The organism is Acidovorax sp. Root402 (assembly GCF_001425125.1).
GTDB classification, from domain to species: Bacteria; Pseudomonadota; Gammaproteobacteria; order Burkholderiales; family Burkholderiaceae_C; genus Acidovorax; species Acidovorax delafieldii.
In genome coordinates this window covers 90,381-107,078 of the sequence record NZ_LMDQ01000017.1, presented here as the reverse complement: position 1 = coordinate 107,078, position 16,698 = coordinate 90,381, and the positions used below count along the sequence as shown (strand labels likewise).

Annotated in this window: 15 protein-coding genes; 11 read left to right on the top strand and 4 right to left on the bottom strand. The window is 65.8% G+C overall.

From position 1 onward, the window contains the following. The first annotated feature begins 43 nt into the window (after positions 1-43). Positions 44-607: a flagellar transcriptional regulator FlhC gene (flhC, locus tag ASC83_RS20045; protein ID WP_015015271.1), complete on the top strand. Its 564-nt coding sequence runs from the start codon at positions 44-46 to the stop codon at positions 605-607. 163 nt (positions 608-770) lie between these two features. Here flhC and ASC83_RS20040 read toward each other — a convergent pair whose 3' ends face one another. Both ASC83_RS20040 and ASC83_RS20035 read right to left on the bottom strand, forming a co-directional pair. Next, the gene (locus ASC83_RS20040) at positions 771-1,352 is read right to left on the bottom strand and encodes a FlgO family outer membrane protein (RefSeq protein WP_056066854.1); all 582 of its coding nucleotides are present in this window, start codon (positions 1,350-1,352) and stop codon (positions 771-773) included. Then, positions 1,349-2,083 carry a hypothetical protein gene (locus ASC83_RS20035; RefSeq protein WP_056066852.1) on the bottom strand — a complete coding sequence of 245 codons (735 nt, stop codon included), beginning with the start codon at positions 2,081-2,083 and terminating at the stop codon, positions 1,349-1,351. Before ASC83_RS20035 ends, ASC83_RS20040 begins: the two co-directional genes overlap by 4 nt. A 176-nt stretch (positions 2,084-2,259) precedes the next feature. Between ASC83_RS20035 and ASC83_RS20030 the strand changes: the two genes are divergently transcribed. Next, on the top strand, positions 2,260-3,552 hold the full coding sequence (locus ASC83_RS20030) for an AI-2E family transporter (protein ID WP_056066850.1): 1,293 nt from the start codon (positions 2,260-2,262) through the stop codon (positions 3,550-3,552). Positions 3,553-3,894: 342 nt separating this feature from the next. Next, positions 3,895-4,182, top strand: a complete 288-nt coding sequence (locus tag ASC83_RS24380) for a hypothetical protein (protein ID WP_056066847.1) — start codon at positions 3,895-3,897, stop codon at positions 4,180-4,182. Between the two features lie 206 nt (positions 4,183-4,388). Here ASC83_RS24380 and ppc read toward each other — a convergent pair whose 3' ends face one another. Then, a complete protein-coding gene (gene ppc / locus ASC83_RS20020; RefSeq protein ID WP_056066844.1) occupies positions 4,389-7,178 on the bottom strand; it encodes a phosphoenolpyruvate carboxylase in 2,790 nt (929 codons plus the stop codon). A 128-nt stretch (positions 7,179-7,306) separates the two neighbouring features. On the opposite strand from ppc, the gene hemC reads away from it, so the two are divergent. The 8 genes from hemC to ASC83_RS19980 all read left to right on the top strand — a co-directional run bounded on the left by hemC (position 7,307) and on the right by ASC83_RS19980 (position 14,657). Further along, positions 7,307-8,239, top strand: coding sequence for a hydroxymethylbilane synthase (gene hemC / locus ASC83_RS20015; protein ID WP_056066841.1), 933 nt, complete (start codon positions 7,307-7,309; stop codon positions 8,237-8,239). A 9-nt stretch (positions 8,240-8,248) separates the two neighbouring features. Continuing rightward, complete coding sequence (locus tag ASC83_RS20010) at positions 8,249-9,076, top strand: uroporphyrinogen-III synthase (RefSeq protein ID WP_056066838.1); 828 nt, start codon at positions 8,249-8,251, stop codon at positions 9,074-9,076. Further along, positions 9,073-10,206: a uroporphyrinogen-III C-methyltransferase gene (locus tag ASC83_RS20005; RefSeq protein WP_056066835.1), complete on the top strand. Its 1,134-nt coding sequence runs from the start codon at positions 9,073-9,075 to the stop codon at positions 10,204-10,206. Before ASC83_RS20010 ends, ASC83_RS20005 begins: the two co-directional genes overlap by 4 nt. A gap of 4 nt (positions 10,207-10,210) precedes the next feature. After that, positions 10,211-11,488 (top strand): heme biosynthesis protein HemY, encoded by a 1,278-nt coding sequence (locus ASC83_RS20000; protein ID WP_056066830.1) that lies wholly within the window; start codon positions 10,211-10,213, stop codon positions 11,486-11,488. A gap of 371 nt (positions 11,489-11,859) precedes the next feature. Then, positions 11,860-12,432, top strand: a complete 573-nt coding sequence (locus ASC83_RS19995; protein ID WP_056066827.1) for a cytochrome b — start codon at positions 11,860-11,862, stop codon at positions 12,430-12,432. A 120-nt stretch (positions 12,433-12,552) separates the two neighbouring features. Beyond that, positions 12,553-13,128: a YceI family protein gene (locus ASC83_RS19990; RefSeq protein ID WP_056066824.1), complete on the top strand. Its 576-nt coding sequence runs from the start codon at positions 12,553-12,555 to the stop codon at positions 13,126-13,128. 117 nt (positions 13,129-13,245) lie between these two features. After that, on the top strand, positions 13,246-13,821 hold the full coding sequence (locus ASC83_RS19985; RefSeq protein WP_056066821.1) for a YceI family protein: 576 nt from the start codon (positions 13,246-13,248) through the stop codon (positions 13,819-13,821). Between the two features lie 212 nt (positions 13,822-14,033). Beyond that, positions 14,034-14,657 carry a VOC family protein gene (locus ASC83_RS19980; RefSeq protein ID WP_056066818.1) on the top strand — a complete coding sequence of 208 codons (624 nt, stop codon included), beginning with the start codon at positions 14,034-14,036 and terminating at the stop codon, positions 14,655-14,657. Positions 14,658-14,820: 163 nt separating this feature from the next. On the opposite strand, the gene ASC83_RS19975 is transcribed toward ASC83_RS19980, so the two are convergent. Beyond that, on the bottom strand, positions 14,821-16,680 hold the full coding sequence (locus ASC83_RS19975) for a M48 family metallopeptidase (protein WP_056066813.1): 1,860 nt from the start codon (positions 16,678-16,680) through the stop codon (positions 14,821-14,823). Positions 16,681-16,698: the final 18 nt, after the last annotated feature.

The window sequence follows — 16,698 nt, the reverse complement described above, 5'->3', positions numbered from 1 at the left end:
GCACTAGCCCGCAGCGTTGTCCAGTTCTCACCGAAAGCCCGCCATGTCCTCCACCACCACCGCCGCCGCCAAAGCCCCTGTCAAAAGCGTTCTGAACGAATCCAAGCAGATCGAACGCGCAGCCATGCTGATCCAGATGGGCGCCCGCATGCAGGTGCTGGAGTCCGAGACCACGCTGTCGTATGAACGCCTGATCCGCCTGTACAAGGAGATCGCGGGCAAGTCGCCCTCCAAAGGCCAGCTGCCCTTCTCCACCGACTGGTTCCTGACCTGGCAAGAGAACATCCACAGCTCGCTGTTTTTGAACATCTACGAGTACCTGTCCAAGGGCGTGGACCTGGATTCGGTGGAGCTGCTGACCAAGGCCTACCGCCTGTACAACGAACAAGTCGCCACAGCCGAGATCGAACCCCTGCTGTCCTTCACCCGCGCCTGGCGCCTGGTGAAATTCGTGGACGCCGGCATGTTGACCCGCACCAAGTGCAGCCAGTGCAGCGGCCAGTTCGTGACCGAGCTGTACGAAAACCGCCATTTCACCTGCGGCCTGTGCAACCCGCCCGCCCGTGCCGGCAAGAGCAAGACCGCCGGCGCGCTGATGTTGCATTGACACCTTGGCTTGTTTTTTGAGCCAAAAGCGCCCGATGCGCTAGTGCATATTGCCGCTCTAGCTATTGATTAGATAGCAAACAAATAAGGCCCTATTCGGGGCCTTTTTGCTGTCTGCTGTCTGCCGATGGAATGTGGTGCGAGGGAGAACGCCGAGCCAGCCATCAACGCCCCGCAAGCAAGGTGCGCACGTTCTCGTCCACGGGCACCGCATAGTTGTGCGCCGCCATCACATGGTTGCCCACCGGGTTCACCAGCTTGAGGCTGATGTACACCACCGAGGCCGACACCGCGTACGTGCCCACGACCACGGCCTGCGCGTTCTGCGCCTGGCTGACTTCCCGCACCTCGCGCGACAGCAGCAACTCGCCCTGTTCGCGGTGCAGCACCAGGTTGTCGCGCAGCTTCACTTCCGTCACGCGCAGCCCGCGCTGCACCATGCGTCCCGCGATCTGCTCCGAAAAGATGCGCCCCAGCCGCGACGACTCGTTGAGCCGGTCCACATTGACCAGGGTGGCCACCAACAGCGGCTGGCTCGCGTCCAGCGGCGCGTTGAGGAGCAAGGCATCCGTTGCCCGGTCGTTCACCTCGATCAGGTCGGTGCGCGACACGCCACCCGCACTGTTGCCGTAGTAATAGCTGTGGACCGGGTTGGTCGAGCAGCCCTGCACCGCCAGGGCCGACACCACCACCATGCCCAAGCACCACGCGGACCTGAGCTTGCCGGGATGGAAACGGCGCATCATGGTGCCACCACCCGCCAGGTTTTAACGGGGGTGGGTGGGGGGGGCGGTGGTGGCGGAGGCGGTGGTAACTGCGTTTTGTACAGCGGCGAATCATCGGGCTCGACGTAGTACACGTCTGCGGTACTCGCCAGATAGCGGTCACCGCTTTCGAGTGACGTCGTGATGAGCACCTCTGTGCGCGTCGGCCCGCCTGCGGCAGATCCGTCGATGGCGTATTGCGTGAGGTCCGTCACCGCGCCAAGGGTGGCAACGCCCGCCAGCATCGACCCGACGCCCTGGCGGAACAGATACCAGTCTCGCGCCACACCGACGCCCAGCGCCAGACGCGTCCAGGGCATGGGCCCCCAGGTTTGCACGCGAGCATTGTGCTGGACCACCTGGGTCTCAAACGTGAGGGTGACCGCCGTGGGTTGTGTGGACAAAACGACCCCGCGATCCAGCAGGCGCGTGATGAGCAGCTTGCGAAAGCCGTTGTTGAAACTGGTGTCGCCAGGGCTCGGCGCCAGGTAGATGGGGTACTCGCCGGCTGGCCAGGCACTGATCTTGCCCGCGATGCGGCCCGCCACGTCGTCGGCCAACACATCCCAGTGGTGCACGGCGCGTGCTTTTTTCTGGTCGGTGGCCGGATAGTTGTCGGCACGCGGAACATCCAGCGACGAGCATCCGCCCAGCAACACCGCCAGTGCTGCCGTCGCGAGTACGCGCCCAGGGAGGGAGTGTTGAGGATTCATGCGCACACGCCCCTTGTCATGTTGTGATGCCGTCCAATTGCATCGCATCATCCTAATGGCCTCAGCAAAGCACCATCGCGGGAACAAAGCCCGTTTTCCGTCGCACTTTGCCAACGCCGCCGGCGTTGGGATGGCCACCTACAAAGCACGTACCCGGCCTGCCGCACAATCCGCGCATGACCGCGCCCTCTGCTGCTCCTTCCGCACCCACCAGCCCAACGACAGCCGCCGTTGACGATGGCAGCCCCGACCAAGCGGTGACCAGCCAGGTCGCAGCAGATGCCAGCCACACTCCAATCGCCGACGCGCACGCAGACGCACCCACAGTCCCTGCGCCTCCGGTTTCAGCACCAGCGCCTCACGCGCCCCTCATGCTCCACATGCCTGTGGACGTGCGCAACCTCTCCCTCGCCCTGCTGGCACTGTTCGCCAGCGTGGCGCTGCTGCACTGGGCCAGTGCGGTGTTCATCCCGATCATGCTGAGCCTGCTGCTGACCATTGCACTGCGGCCAGCGGTGGAGATGATGGCCCGGTGGCATGTGCCGCGGGCGCTGGGGGCGGGCTTGTTGCTGGTGGCCATCGTCGCCGGGCTGGCCAGCACGGCCTGGTCGCTGAGTGACGGGGCGGCCCAGCTGGTGGACTCGGTTCCTGTCGCCGCCAAGAAGGTCCGCGACAACCTCAAGGCACGCGCGGGTGGCAGCAGTCCGCTGGACACCGTGCAGAAGGCGGCCACCCAGATCGAGCAGGCCGCCAACGAAAACAGCGCCGCCAGCGCAGCGCCCCGCCGGGGCGTGCAGCGGGTGATCGTGGAGCGCCCGCCTTTCAACATCCGCGACTACCTCTGGAGCGGCACCATGGGCCTGATGTCGGCGCTGGGGCAGCTGATGGTGGTGGTGTTCCTGACCTACTTCGCTCTCGCCTCGGGCAACCTGTTCCGAGACAAGCTGCTGCGCATTGCGGGCACCAGCCTGGAGCGGCGCAAGGTCACCATCCATGTGCTGCAAGACATCACCCAGCAGATACAGCGTTATCTGCTGCTGCAAGTGTTCACCAGCGTGCTGGTCGGCCTGGCCACCGGCGCGGCCTATTGGGCATTGGGGCTGGAAAACGCCGCCGTATGGGGGGTGGTGGCAGCTGTGCTCAACCTCGCGCCATACATCGGCTCGGCGCTGGTCACAGGGGCCTCGGCCCTGGTGGCTTTCTTGCAGTTTGGCACGCTCGACATGGCCATGGCCATTGGCGGTGCCTCGCTGGTCATCCACACGCTGATCGGCAACCTGCTGACCCCCTGGCTCACCAGCCGCACCAGCAGCATGAGCCCCGTGGCCGTGTTCATCAGCGTGCTGGCCTGGGGCTGGCTGTGGGGCCTGTGGGGACTGCTGCTGGGCATCCCGGTGATGATGGCCGTGAAGGCCGTGTGCGACCGGGTGGAAGACCTGAAGGCGGTGGGCGAGTTGCTGGGCGACTGAGCGACTTGGCCACCGAGCGACGCAGCGTCTGCCACTGACGCCGTCACTGCGGCTCGGGCAGTCCGTATCTCTGCACCTGTTCCACACGTGGACTCTGGCCTCGCACCAGAGATGCAGCTCCCCGAATTACCGAACACCAGGGCGCAACTGCGCCACCCAACTGTCGTTGACGATTGTTTCCAACACTGGAACAGTTAGTTCGCGACTGAGTGGTTTTTTCCTGAACACCATCGGCGTACAGTTCATTCCATCGATGAGCCGAACCCGCAAGGCGACTCACCGAACCCGGTTCAGAAATGGTTTTTGACCCGGCTTTTTTGAGACGCTTTTTAACTTTCAAGGATTTTCGCCCGTTTCCTCTCCGTCGCCGCTGTTGCCGCTTTCGCCGCTTTTGGCGCCCATGCCGATGAAGCCGATGGCTCGCAATTTGCCCTGAAGTTCGACACGAACCGCACCCGCGCTGAAGTGGCTGCCGAAGCCGCTACCGTGGCACAAACACGCAGCATCGAGCCTGCTGGATCGCGTGTGGTGACCTATAAATCCACCGCTGACCGTGCTGCCGTGCGTGCCCAGGCTGCTGAAGCTGTGCGCACCGGCCAGATCCCTTCGGGCGAATTCAGCGCCATGTAATCGCATGACCGATTGACGCAGTTGCGGGACTTCCCATGGTGGTGGCACTTCGCGCGGTGCAGATGCTGCTGCCATGGGAGGTGTTTTAGACACACAGTTCCACACTGGCCAAACAAACTGGGCTCCCATTGGGAGCCCTTTTTGTTGTGGGTGCCTGCGATGGCAGCGAGCCGGAAAGTGAGGGTCCGGACCGCTGTGCCTGCGGATCAGCCCGTATTGCGCAGCCCCGCTGCAATCCCGTTGATGGAGATGTGAATCCCGGTCTGCACCCGCTCGTCGCCCTGCCCTGCGCGCCAGCGGCGCACCAGCTCGACCTGCAAGTGGTGCAGCGGATCGATGTACGGGAAGCGGTGCTTGATGGACCGCGCCAGCGCCGTGTTGTGCGTCAGGCGCTGCTTGTCGCCCGTGATGCGGGTGAGTGCATCGGCCGTGCGGTGCCACTCGGCCTCGATGCTGGTGAACACCTTCTTGCGCAGGCGCGCGTCGGTCACGAGTTCGCTGTAGCGTGACGCCAGGGCCAGATCACTCTTGGCCAGCACCATGTCCATGTTGGACAGCAGGGTGCGGAAGAATGGCCACTGGCGGTACATCTTCTGCAGCAGCGCCAGCTGGGCCTTGGGGTCCTTGCCTTCGGTGTTGATGAAGGCTTCCACAGCCGAGCCAAAACCGAACCAGCCGGGCAGCGTGAGGCGGCACTGGCCCCAGCTGAAGCCCCAGGGGATGGCGCGCAGGTCTTCGATCTTCTGGCTGGCCTTGCGGCTGGCAGGGCGCGAGCCGATGTTGAGCTCGGCGATCTCGCGGATGGGCGTGGAGTTGAAGAAGTAGTCGGTAAAGCCCGGGGTCTCGTACACCAGCGCACGGTAGCTGCCCATGCTGGCCAGCGAGAGCTGCGCAGCAGCATCCAAAAACGCCTTGGTGGCGGGCTTGGTGGGCTGCAGCAAGGTGGCTTCGAGCGTGGCGGCGACCAGAGTTTCCAGGTTGCGTCGGCCGATTTCGGGGTTAGCGTATTTGGAGGCGATGACTTCGCCCTGCTCCGTCAGACGGATCTGGCCGCGCACGGTGCCGGGCGGCTGCGCCAGAATGGCCTGGTAGCTGGGGCCACCGCCACGGCCGACAGTGCCGCCCCGGCCATGGAACATGCGCAGCTGGATGCCGTGGGTGGTGGCGAGTTCATCGAAGAGTTCGACGAGGGCGATCTCGGCGCGGTACAGCTCCCAGTTGCTGGTGAAAATGCCGCCATCCTTGTTGCTGTCGCTGTAGCCCAGCATGATGTCCTGCTCGCCGCCGCTGCGCTGCACCAGAGCTGCCACACCGGGCAGCGCATAGAACTCGCGCATGATGGGCGCGGCATTGCGCAGGTCTTCGATGGTTTCGAACAGGGGCACCACGATAAGGTGGTTCTTCGACTCGGCATCCAGCGTGCCGTTCATCAGCCCCACTTCCTTTTGCAGCAGCAGCACCTCCAGCAGGTCGCTCACCGTTTCGGTGTGGCTGATGATGTAGTGGCGAATCGCCTCATGCCCGAAGCGCTCGCGCATCACACGGGCGGTTTCAAAGATGGCCAGCTCGCCCTGGGCGTGCGCGGAATACTCGGCGCCTACCACGCGCAGCGGGCGCGCGTCGTTCAGCAGCTTGATCAGCAGTGCGCGCTTGGCGGCCTCTTGCAGGTTGGCATAGTTGGGCTCGATACGGGCCTTGGCCAGCAGCTCGGCCACCACCTCCTCATGCTTGTCGGAGCTTTGGCGCAGGTCCACCGTGGCCAGGTGGAAGCCAAACACTTGCACGGCGCGGATCAGCGGGTGCAGTCGCTCGGCAGCCAAGGCTTGGCCATGGTGGGACTGCAGCGAGGCCTCGATCACCCGAAGGTCGGCCAGGAACTCCTCGGCACTGGCATAGGCGTTTTGTGGCGCCACCGCATGGCGCGCGGCTTCGCCACCGGTCAGATCCTTGAGCGATGCGGCAAGGCGCGCGTAGATGCCAGTCAGCGCACGGCGGTAGGGCTCGTCCACGCGGTGTTCGTTGGTGTCGGGCGAGCGCTGGGCCAGGGCCTCCATCTCGGCCGACACCTGCACCAGGCGGGCCGACAGCGACAGCTCGCCGCCCAGGTAGTGCACCTCGGTCAGGTAGTGGCGCAGGGCCACTTCGGCCTGGCGGCTCAGGGCATATTGCAAGGTCTGCGCGGTGACGTTGGGATTGCCGTCACGGTCGCCACCAATCCACTGGCCCATGCGCAAGAAGCTGTGCACAGGGTACTGGCCCAGCTCGTTTTCCAGGTCCGCATAGATCTTGGGGATCTCACGCAGAAAGGTGGCTTCGTAATAAGAAAGCGCGTTTTCGATCTCGTCAGCCACCGTGAGCTTGCTGTAGCGCAGCAGGCGCGTCTGCCACAACTGCGCCACACGGGCACGCAGCAGGGCTTCGTTGGCAGCCAGCTCGCGCGGGGTGAGTGCGTCCTTGGCACTGTTGTAGAGCTGGGCGCGCACCTGGATGTCGTCGCGTGTGGCCAACAACTGGGCGATGTCGCGCTCGGCGTCCAGAATGCTCTTGCGCTGCACCTCGGTGGGGTGAGCCGTGAGCACGGGGGCCACGTAGCTGCCCGCCAGCGTCTGCGAAATCGTCTTGGGCGCAATGCCTGCCCAGCGCAGGCGCGACAGGGCGACCTCGATGCTGCCCTCTTGCGTGTCGCCTGCGCGCTCGTGCACAGCGCGGCGGCGGATGTGGTGGCGGTCTTCGGCCAGGTTGGCCAGGTGGCTGAAATAGGTGAAGGCGCGGATCACGCTCACCGTCTGGTCGCCCGACAGGGACTTGAGCAGCTTCTTGAGCGCGCGGTCGGCCTCCTGGTCGGCGTCGCGGCGGAAGGCCACGGAGAGCTTGCGGACCTGCTCGACCAGCTCATAAGCCTCCACCCCCTCCTGCTCCCGGATCACGTCGCCCAGAATACGGCCCAGCAGGCGGATGTCATCAATCAGGGGCTGGTCCTTGTCGGATCGTTTCATGCAGGAGTCTCCGGGATGGGTGGGATGGCCTGGCGCGTTGAGCCCGCATGGCCGCAGGCCGCACCAGCCCCAGTGCGGGCGCATGCTAGCATCCTGCGCCGCTGAATAATTACAAACAGGTTACGAACTTGAGCCCCTCGCCAACGCCCCTCATCGTCATCGCCACCCGCGAAAGTCGCCTTGCGCTGTGGCAGGCCGAGCATGTCAAAGCGCTGCTCGAAGCCCGTGGCCACAGCGTGCAACTGCTGGGCATGACCACCAAGGGCGACCAGATTCTGGACAAGTCCCTCAGCAAGGTGGGCGGCAAGGGCCTGTTTGTGAAAGAGCTGGAAGTGGCGCTGGAAGAAGGCCGCGCCCACATTGCCGTGCATTCGCTCAAGGACGTGCCCATGGAGCTGCCCGAGGGCTTTGCCCTGGCCTGCGTGATGGAGCGTGAAGACCCGCGCGATGCCTTTGTCTCCCCCCGCTACGAGAACCTGGACGCCCTCCCGCAGGGTGCCGTGGTGGGCACGTCGAGCCTGCGCCGCCAGGTGCTGCTGCAGGCTCTGCGGCCTGACCTGAAGATCGAGCCCCTGCGCGGCAACCTCGACACCCGTCTGCGCAAGCTGGACGAAGGCCAGTACGACGCCATCGTGCTGGCCGCCGCAGGCCTCAAGCGCCTGGGGCTGGAAGCCCGCATCCGCACCACGTTCGAGCCTAGCGCCATGCTGCCTGCTGCAGGCCAGGGCGCGCTGGGCATCGAGGTGCGCAGCGACCGGCAAGACCTGATCGACGCGCTGGCACCGCTGGCCCACCAGACCACCTGGCTGACCGTGGCCGCCGAGCGCGCCGTGAGCCGCGCCATGGGGGGCAGCTGCTCGATGCCCCTGGCAGCGCACGGCACCTTCACCCAGGGCGTGCTGCAGCTGGACGCCGCCTGGGGCGACCCCGAGGACAAAGCCCCGCTGGTGCGCGCCCAGGCCTCTGCCCCGGTCACCACACTGGCGCAAGCGGAAGCACTGGGCGACGCGATTGCGCAGCGCCTGCGTGCTGGGGGTGCGCGCGGCGTCACCCCGGCCTAAGAGCCTGAGATGGGCACCTCAGCGCCCCGGGTCATCGTCACACGCCCTGCCCGCGAAGCGGCGCATTGGGTGGCGCAACTGGGCGCACACGGCATACAGGCTGTGGCGCTGCCCCTGATTGCGATTGGCCCCTGCACGGACGCTGCCCTGCGACAGGCGCTGGACGAGGCCCGCGCCAACGTCGGCACCTACCGCGCTCTGATGTTTGTCAGCGGCAACGCCGTGGCGCACTTCTTTGAGCCAAATCACCCTGTAGTGCTGGATATTCATGCCCTGGCAGCTACAAAAACAAGAGCATGGGCGCCCGGCCCAGGCACCACCCGCGCGCTGGAGCAGGCGGGCGTGCCGCGCAGCGCCATCGACGGGCCCGCGCCCGACGCGCCGCAGTTCGACTCGGAAGCGCTGTGGCGCCAAGTGGCCCCCCAGGTGCGGCCTGGCGACCGCGTGCTGATCGTGCGCGGTCGCTCCGCCACGCCGCAGGGCGCACACGAATCGCCCCAGGGCAATGGGCGCGAGTGGCTGGCCCAGCAGATCGAGGCGCAGGGCGGTCAGGTGGAGTTTGTGGTGGCCTACCAACGCGGCGCGCCCCGCTTCACGGCCCAGGAGGTGGCGCTGGCGCAACAGGCGGCGCACGACGGCGCTGTCTGGCTGCTGAGCAGCTCCGAGGCGGTGGCCCACCTGGCCGAGGCCCTGCCCGGCCAATACTGGGGCGCAGCACAGGCGCTGACCACCCACCCGCGCATCGCCGAAGCGGCCCGCGCAGCGGGCTTTGGCACCGTGCGGGAATGCCGTCCGGCGCTGGAAGACGTGGTGGCCTCGATAGAATCGGCCGCATGAGTTCTGCGCCCCCCGACGATCTGCCCTCCACGCCCCCTGCAGCCCCTGTGGCCGCCGCTGTGGGCGCGCCAGCAGTGAGCCCGGCCCCCTCGGCCGCTGCGCCAGCCGCTGCCACCGGCCGCAGTGGCGCCATGACCTTGCTGTTGGGCACGGTGGCGGTGGCCGCATTGGTCAGCAGCGGCCTGCTGTGGCAAAAGCTCAGCGCCATTCAGGAGCAACTGGCCCGGCAGTCCGCCGACTCGGGCGCCCTGGCCATCGAGGCCCGCACCATGGCCCGCCAGGCCGAAGAGCTGGTGCGCGACACGGCGGCTCGCCTCTCGGTGGCTGAAGCCCGCGTGAGCGAGGTCGCCCTGCAGCGCAGCCAGCTCGAAGAACTCATGCAAAGCCTGTCGCGTTCGCGCGATGAAAACCTGGTGGTGGACATTGAGTCGGCCATCCGCCTGGCGCAGCAACAGGCCCAGCTCACCGGCAGCCTGGAGCCGCTGGTGGCAGCGCTCAAAAGCGCCAACCAACGCATCGAGCGCTCTGCCCAGCCCCGCCTGGCCCCCGTGCAGCGCGCCATCGGCCGCGACCTGGACCGCCTGACCCGCGCCACCGTGACCGACACCGCCGGCCTGCTGGCCCGCCTGGACGACCTGGTCCGCCAGGTGGACGACCTGCCCGTGCTCAATGCCGTGGCCCAGGCCGCCTCGACCAAGCGCCTGTCCGCCGGCCCCGCAGCCCCTGGCAGTGCCCCCGCCCCCACCGAGGGCCTGGCGTGGTGGCAAGCGGCCCTGCAGCGCAGCTGGGAGGTGGTGCGCGACGAGGCCCGCAGCCTGGTGCGCGTGAGCCGCATCGACCAGCCCGAAGCCATCTTGCTGGCCCCTGAGCAGACCTTCTTTTTGCGAGAGAACCTCAAGTTCAAGCTGCTCAATGCACGCCTGGGCATCCTGGCACGCCAGTTCGAGTCGGCCCGTGCCGACCTGACCGCGGCCACCGTGGCGCTCAACAAGTATTTCGACCCCGCATCGCGCCGCACCCAGAACGTGGCCTCCACCCTGCAGCAGGCCCAGGCCAGCATGAAGGCGGCCGAGCTGCCGCGCCTGGACGAAACCCTGTCGGCGCTGGCCACCGCCGCTGCGGGACGTTGACGATATGCGTGCTGCACTTTGGCTTTTGGCGTTGTTTGGCGTGGCGGTGGCGGCTGCGCTGTTTGCGGGCAACAACCAGGGCACCGTCACCCTGTACTGGCCGCCTTATCGCATCGACCTGTCGCTCAACATGGTGGTGTTGCTGTTGGTGGGCGGTTTTGTCACCGTGTATGCGGCGCTGCGGGCCCTGGCGGCGCTGCTGGCGCTGCCGCACCAGGCACGCCGCTGGCGCGTGCAGCAAAAAGAGCGTGCCATGCACGGCGCACTGCTCGACGCCTTGACCCACATGCTGGGAGGCCGGTTCATCCGTTCGCGCAAGGCCGCTGTGGCCGCGCTGTCGCAAGAACACGCGCTGGAGGCCAGCGGCGAGGCCGTGCCCCACGGCAAGCAGCTGCGTGCCCTGGCCCACATGATTGCGGCAGAAGCGTCTCACGCACTGCAAGACCGCGCAACGCGCGAAAGCCACTTGCAGGACGCACTGCAGGAAGCCCCCATGCGCGGCTCCATCAACGAGCAGGAAATGCACGAAGGCGCCCAGATGCGCGCCGCCCGCTGGTCGCTGGACGACCGCGATGCCAACGCGGCGCTCGACCGCCTGGCAGCCCTGCCCCAGGGAGCCGCGCGGCGCACCCTGGCGCTGCGCATCAAGCTCAAGGCCACCCGTCTGGCGCGCCAGACGCAAGAGGCGCTGGACACCGCACGCCTGCTGGGCAAGCACCGTGCGTTCTCACCCAATGCCGCACAGAGCATCGTGCGCGGCCTGGCCACCGAACTCATCAACAGCGCGCACGATGTCGCTCAGTTGCAGCAGATCTGGCTGTCGCTGGAGACCAGCGAGCGCAACATGCCCGAGCTGGCCATCCACGCCGCCCAGCGGCTGGCTGCACTGGGTGGCGATGCCACGCAGGTGCGTGCCTGGTTGCTGCCCGTGTGGGAACGCATGGTGGAGCTGCCCGATGCCTTGGCCGAGCAACACGCCCTCAAGCTGGTGCGTGCGCTGGAGGCGGGGCTGGATGCGCTCGACGGGCCCTGGCTGGCCCGCATCGAGTCCGCCCAGCAAGCTAACCCACGCGACGCCCGCCTGCAATACCTGGCGGGCATGGCCTGCCTCAAGCGCCAGCTGTGGGGCAAAGCCCAGCAGCTGCTGACCCAGGCAGCCCAGCAGCTCAACGACGCGCCAATGCGCGCCAGCGCCTGGCGCCACGTGGCTGAACTGGCCGAGCAACGCGGCGACGACAGCGCCGCCGTCAGCGCCTGGAAACAGGCCGCGCTGGCCCGATAACCCGGGCATTGCGGGGTGCGCCCGCCCCCGTACCGCCCGCCATCGCTGCACTTGATGCGGCCACCTCCCCCATTCGCCAAGGTGTCTCCACAAGGGCACCGGCGCACCAGCAAGGTTCAGGCAGGCGCCGCGCCGGTGCCCCGCAGATGCCAGCAAATAGCCGCTCCGCAGAAATTGCACAGCATTGGGGAACTTTGAGCGCTCAAGGCATATCGATTCAATAAATTTGAATCAAGGCATCAATCTGCCTGAAGCAGATCACGGCCAGCGCTTCCTACACTGCGCCATCGCCCAGCGCGTTGTGTCGCCAAGTCCGGCGGACCTTGCAGCCTTCGCTCACCTCATTTTTGCCCCGACCTCCAGATTCGCTGATGACAGCCACTTCCACGACGACCCTCGACACCCCGCGCCGGTACACGCGCACTGCCATGCTGTTGCACTGGGTGCTGGGCCTGGCGCTGATCGCTCTGTTTGGCGTCGGCGTCTACATGGCCGACCTGCCCTTTTCGCCCCAACGGCTGAAGCTTTACAACTGGCACAAATGGGCCGGTGTGACTATCCTGGTGCTGTCGGCGCTGCGCCTGCTGTGGCGCGCCACGCACCGCCCACCGGCGCTGCCCCAGGCGGTCGAAAAGACCATGCCCGGCTGGCAGAAGCTGGCACACCACGGCACCCACCACTTGCTGTACGTGCTTTTCTTCGCCGTGCCCCTGATTGGCTGGGCCTACAGCTCGGCGGCGGGGTTCCCCATCGTGTTCCTGGGCCTGTGGCAGCTGCCCGACTTTGTGCCGGTGAGCAAGGACCTGGCCGAGGCCATCAAGCCCTGGCACCAGTACACCGCGTTTGCATTGGCCGCGCTGGCGCTGCTGCACATCGCCGCAGCGCTCAAGCACCAGCTGGTCGACCGTGATGGCCTGCTGAACCGCATGCTCCCCGGGAAATAACCAGCCTCCACCTGCGGGGCGCCATGGCAACCCCTGGTGGGTGCCTTGCCCACCTCAAAAGTCGCTCGCCCCCCTGCGACCACCGCATCCACCTTTTTGTGAATTGAACGGAGTTTCTGCATGCATCTGTCTTCTACCTTGTCCCGCATCGTGATCGGCGCTGCCCTCGTTGCGGGCGCGCAAGCCGCCCTGGCCCAGCAGCAGCTGGTGCCCGCACAGAGCGAGGTGCAGTTCACCGCCCGCCAGATGGGCGTGCCACTGGAAGGCCAGTTCAAGAAGTTCAGCGCCCAGGTAGCGTTTGACCCGGCCAAACTGGCCACCAGCAAGATCGCCTTCACGGTGGACACTGGCAGCGCCACGCTGGGTTCGCGCGAGACCGATGCAGAGCTGCCCAAGCCCGCGTGGTTCAACGTGCCCAAATTCCCGCAAGCCCAATTCGTGTCGTCCAGCATCAAGGCGCTGGGCGGCGGCAAGTTTGAAGTGGCGGGCGCGCTCACCATCAAGGGCAACAGCCAGAACGTGGTGGTGCCCGTGACGCTGACCCAAAGCGGCCCCACCACCACCGCCACAGGCGCGCTGCCCATCAAGCGGCTGGCCTTCAAGATCGGCGAAAACGAGTGGGCCGACACCTCCATGGTGGCCGACGACGTGCAGGTCAAGTTCAAGCTCGCACTGACCGGCGTCGGCAAGCTCTGAGCGCCGCCCCTCTGCCCGGGCCCCACCGGCCTCCGCCTGCCGTCCGGGCACGGTCCCCGCGGCTGGTGCCTTCCCTTTTTCCCTTGTCCTTTCCTTTTTGATCTATCAGGAGTTTCCATGCGCAAGTCCCTCTTCGCCCTGGCCGCCGCTGCCACCCTGTTCGCCGGTGCTGCCCAAGCCCAATCGGCCAACTACGCCATCGACCCGACGCACACCTTCGCCTCGTTCGAGATCAGCCACTTTGGCGCTGCCGTGAACCGTGGCCGCTTCGACAAGAAGGAAGGCACCGTCCAGTTCGACAAGGCCGGCAAGTCGGGCAAGGCCGAGATCACGTTCGATGTGACCTCGGTGAACACGGGCACGCCCGCATTTGACAAGCACCTGCAAAGCGCCGACCTGTTCGACGCTGCCAAGCACCCCACGATGAAGTTTGTCTCCAGCAAGTTCGTCTTCAACGGTGACAAGGTCGCCAGCGTGGAAGGCCAGCTCACGCTGCTGGGCAAGACCGCCCCCCTGACCCTGAAGGCCAACCAGTTCAACTGCTACGACAGCCCCATGCTCAAGCGCGAAGTGTGCGGCGGCGACTTTGAAGCCAACATCGACCGCACCCAGTGGGGCATGAACTACGGCGTGGAATGGGGCTTCCCCAAGAACGTGCGCCTGGTGGTGCAGATTGAAGCCGTGAAGCAGTAAACCAGGCCGAGCGGACCTGGGGTGCAGCGGGCTGACTTGCTCCGCCCTGCCTCCGGCGGCTTGCGACCAGCCACCCGTGCGCCTTGCGCCGGGTGGCTTTTTCTTTGGGCCAGCCCGTCCTCATCTGCCAGCCTTCTGGGTATAAAAAATTAACTTAACGTAAATCAATTACGAATAGTAGAATTACGTTCACCGATTTGAGGAGACTCTGCATGAACGCCGTTCTGAACCCGACCGACCTGGCCAGCCTGCCGGCACCCGCCGCCATCCAGCAGTTGCACCACTACGCCTACAAGGCCCGCGACGCTGAGGAAACGCGCCAGTTCTATGAAGACATCCTGGGCTTGCCGCTGTACCACATCATCCAGAGCGACTATGTGCCCAGCACCGGCGAGTACTGCCCCTACACCCACTTCTTCTTCCGCCTGCAGGACGGCTCGTTCATCGCCTTTTTCGACCTGGGCGACGACGTGAAGGCCGAGCCCTCGCCCAACACGCCCCTGTGGGTCAACCACATCGCGTTCCGCGTGAACACCGTGCAGGAGCTGGAGAACACCAAGCAGCGCCTGGAGGCGCATGGTGTGGAAGTGCTGGGCGTGACGGACCACCACATCTTCAAGAGCATCTATTTCTTCGATCCCAACGGCATTCGCCTGGAGCTGTCGGCCCAGCTGGCCAATGGCGAGCAGATGGAAAAAGACAGCACCGTGGCCCACGCCCGCCTGCGCGAGTGGACAGCCCGCAAGGAGCAATGGCGCAAGGAACGCGCCGAAGGCAAGGTGGACGCGCCGCTCAAGCCCCAGCAAAACGACCGGCCGGAGTTTGTGCGCAAGTAAGCCGACCTGACCCCAGGCCTCCACGATCCACGGGGTCGGCTGCACTGGCTGTGGTGCGCAGCCCCGTCAAACGGCCCTCCCACCGCTTTGCGATGGGATTTTCGGCCCTACAGCGCTGAAGCGCTACATCCTATTGCCTCAGCAGCTATACAAAATATAGCAATCATCCCGCTGCCTGTTGCTGCGCACGCATGATCTGGTGGCGCTGCCAGTAGTGGCTGACCACCGCGTTGAACTGGTCCTTGTCCTTCTTGAGGCCGGGCAGCTTGATCTTGCTGGTCTTGGCGCCCAGGCCCAAGGCGTTCTTCTCGGGGTGGGTCACGATCAGCGCGTTGCCAAAGCTGCTTTCCTTGAATTCCAGCCCCTTGATGGCGTCCCAGAACACCGTGGTCTCATCGGCCGAGGTGCGGATACCATCGATACTCACCTCCACCGTCGTATCGCCCTTGAGGGCAAACACCACGGGCGGGAAGTACTGAAGCACCAGGGCACGCTCCTCGTCGTTCGCGGGCTCGTAGCGGTAGGCCAGGCTGCGCTCGTGGTCTTGCGCAAACTGCTGCTCGTAGGCGCTCCACAGCCGCTGCTCGATGGCGTCGGCGGTCAGGATCTCCTGCACCCAGGTGGTGGCAGGCACGCGCACGGCGATGGCGCCGTAGTCGCGCTCTTTCAGGGCCATACCCACGTTGCGCAGGCGCTCGGGCATGGCGGGGTGTGAGTCGAAGGGGTGCGGCACATTGGCCGTCTTCATCGCATCCACAAAGTCGGGCGATGCCGCGTACGGCGCCAGCCCCTGGGCCACAAAACTGGCAATGCCCAGCGTGCTGTTGTCGTGCCGCTCGTTGCGGCCAAACAGTTCATCCTCAATGCGGTAGCGGTACTGGGCATAGGCGGCAATCTTCACCAGCGACTGTGCAATCGCCGCCGGGCTCACCAGCTTGGCCGCCAGGCGGTCGGCCTTGAACTCACGCTCGCGGCTATCGCTGGCCAGGGCGATTTCGAAAATGGTGCGGTACAGGTCCAGCAGCGGCGACGCCATGGCCGACAGCCCGCCGGTGCGGATGGCGTGGCGGTAGTGGTCAAACTGCACCAGCTTGGGCCCCAGCTGCGCGCTGCGCCGCGTGTCGCCCCCGCGCAGGTGGGCCAGTTCATGGCCCAGCACGGCGTCGGCCTCGGTCTGGTCCAGGATGCGCAGCAGTGGCAGGCTCACAAACAGCGTGCGGCCCGTGAGGGTTTGCTGGCCCACGGTGATCGGGGCCTCGGTCACAAAGAAGTTGGCATCAATGCCAGCCACGATGTGCCGGGGCGGCTCTGTCTTCAGGCGCTGCGCCAGGTGGCGGATGCGCTGCCACAGCAGCGGCGCATCGGCCTCGGCCACCAGCTCGCCCACCACCTGGTTGCTGGACTGCACCCGCTTGAAGATGCCCGCCACCGCCACCAGCACCCCCGCCGCCACGGCAAACCCCACAAACAGCACCAGCTTGGGCGAGTACTTGTGGAAGAAAAACGCCGTCACCCAGAACGACAGCCACACTGCCATTGCCCCTTGCACCACCAGCGCCGTGGCGCTGGCCCAGGAGGTCAGGCGCCAGCCCGCCACAAAGCTCACGTACTGCAGCGTGCGGTCGGCAAACGCCAGCGCCCCCAGCCCCAGCACCGCCAGCAGCAGCGCCGCGCTGGCCACCAGCGTCCACAGCGACAGCTTGCGCGCCATGTGGAACTGCCAGACATCGGAGAAGGTGTCGCACAGCGCATCGCGGTACTCGCGGGCCTCGGGGTCTGCATTGCCGCAGATGGTGGACGGCGGGTTGCTGCGGTAGTAGTCCTTGCGCGCCTGTTTCTCGTCGGCGGGCAGGCCCTTTTCGGCATCGATGCGCTGGCTGATGCCAGCCACAAAACGGGTGTCCTGGTCGGTCTGAACATGGCGGGTGAACACGTAGGTCACCGCAGGCACCAGAAACAGCGCCAGCAGCGCATAGGCAAAGACCTTGACCAGGCCCAGGCGCCAGGCAGATTGAAACGTCATAGGTTCGGATGGTTGTGA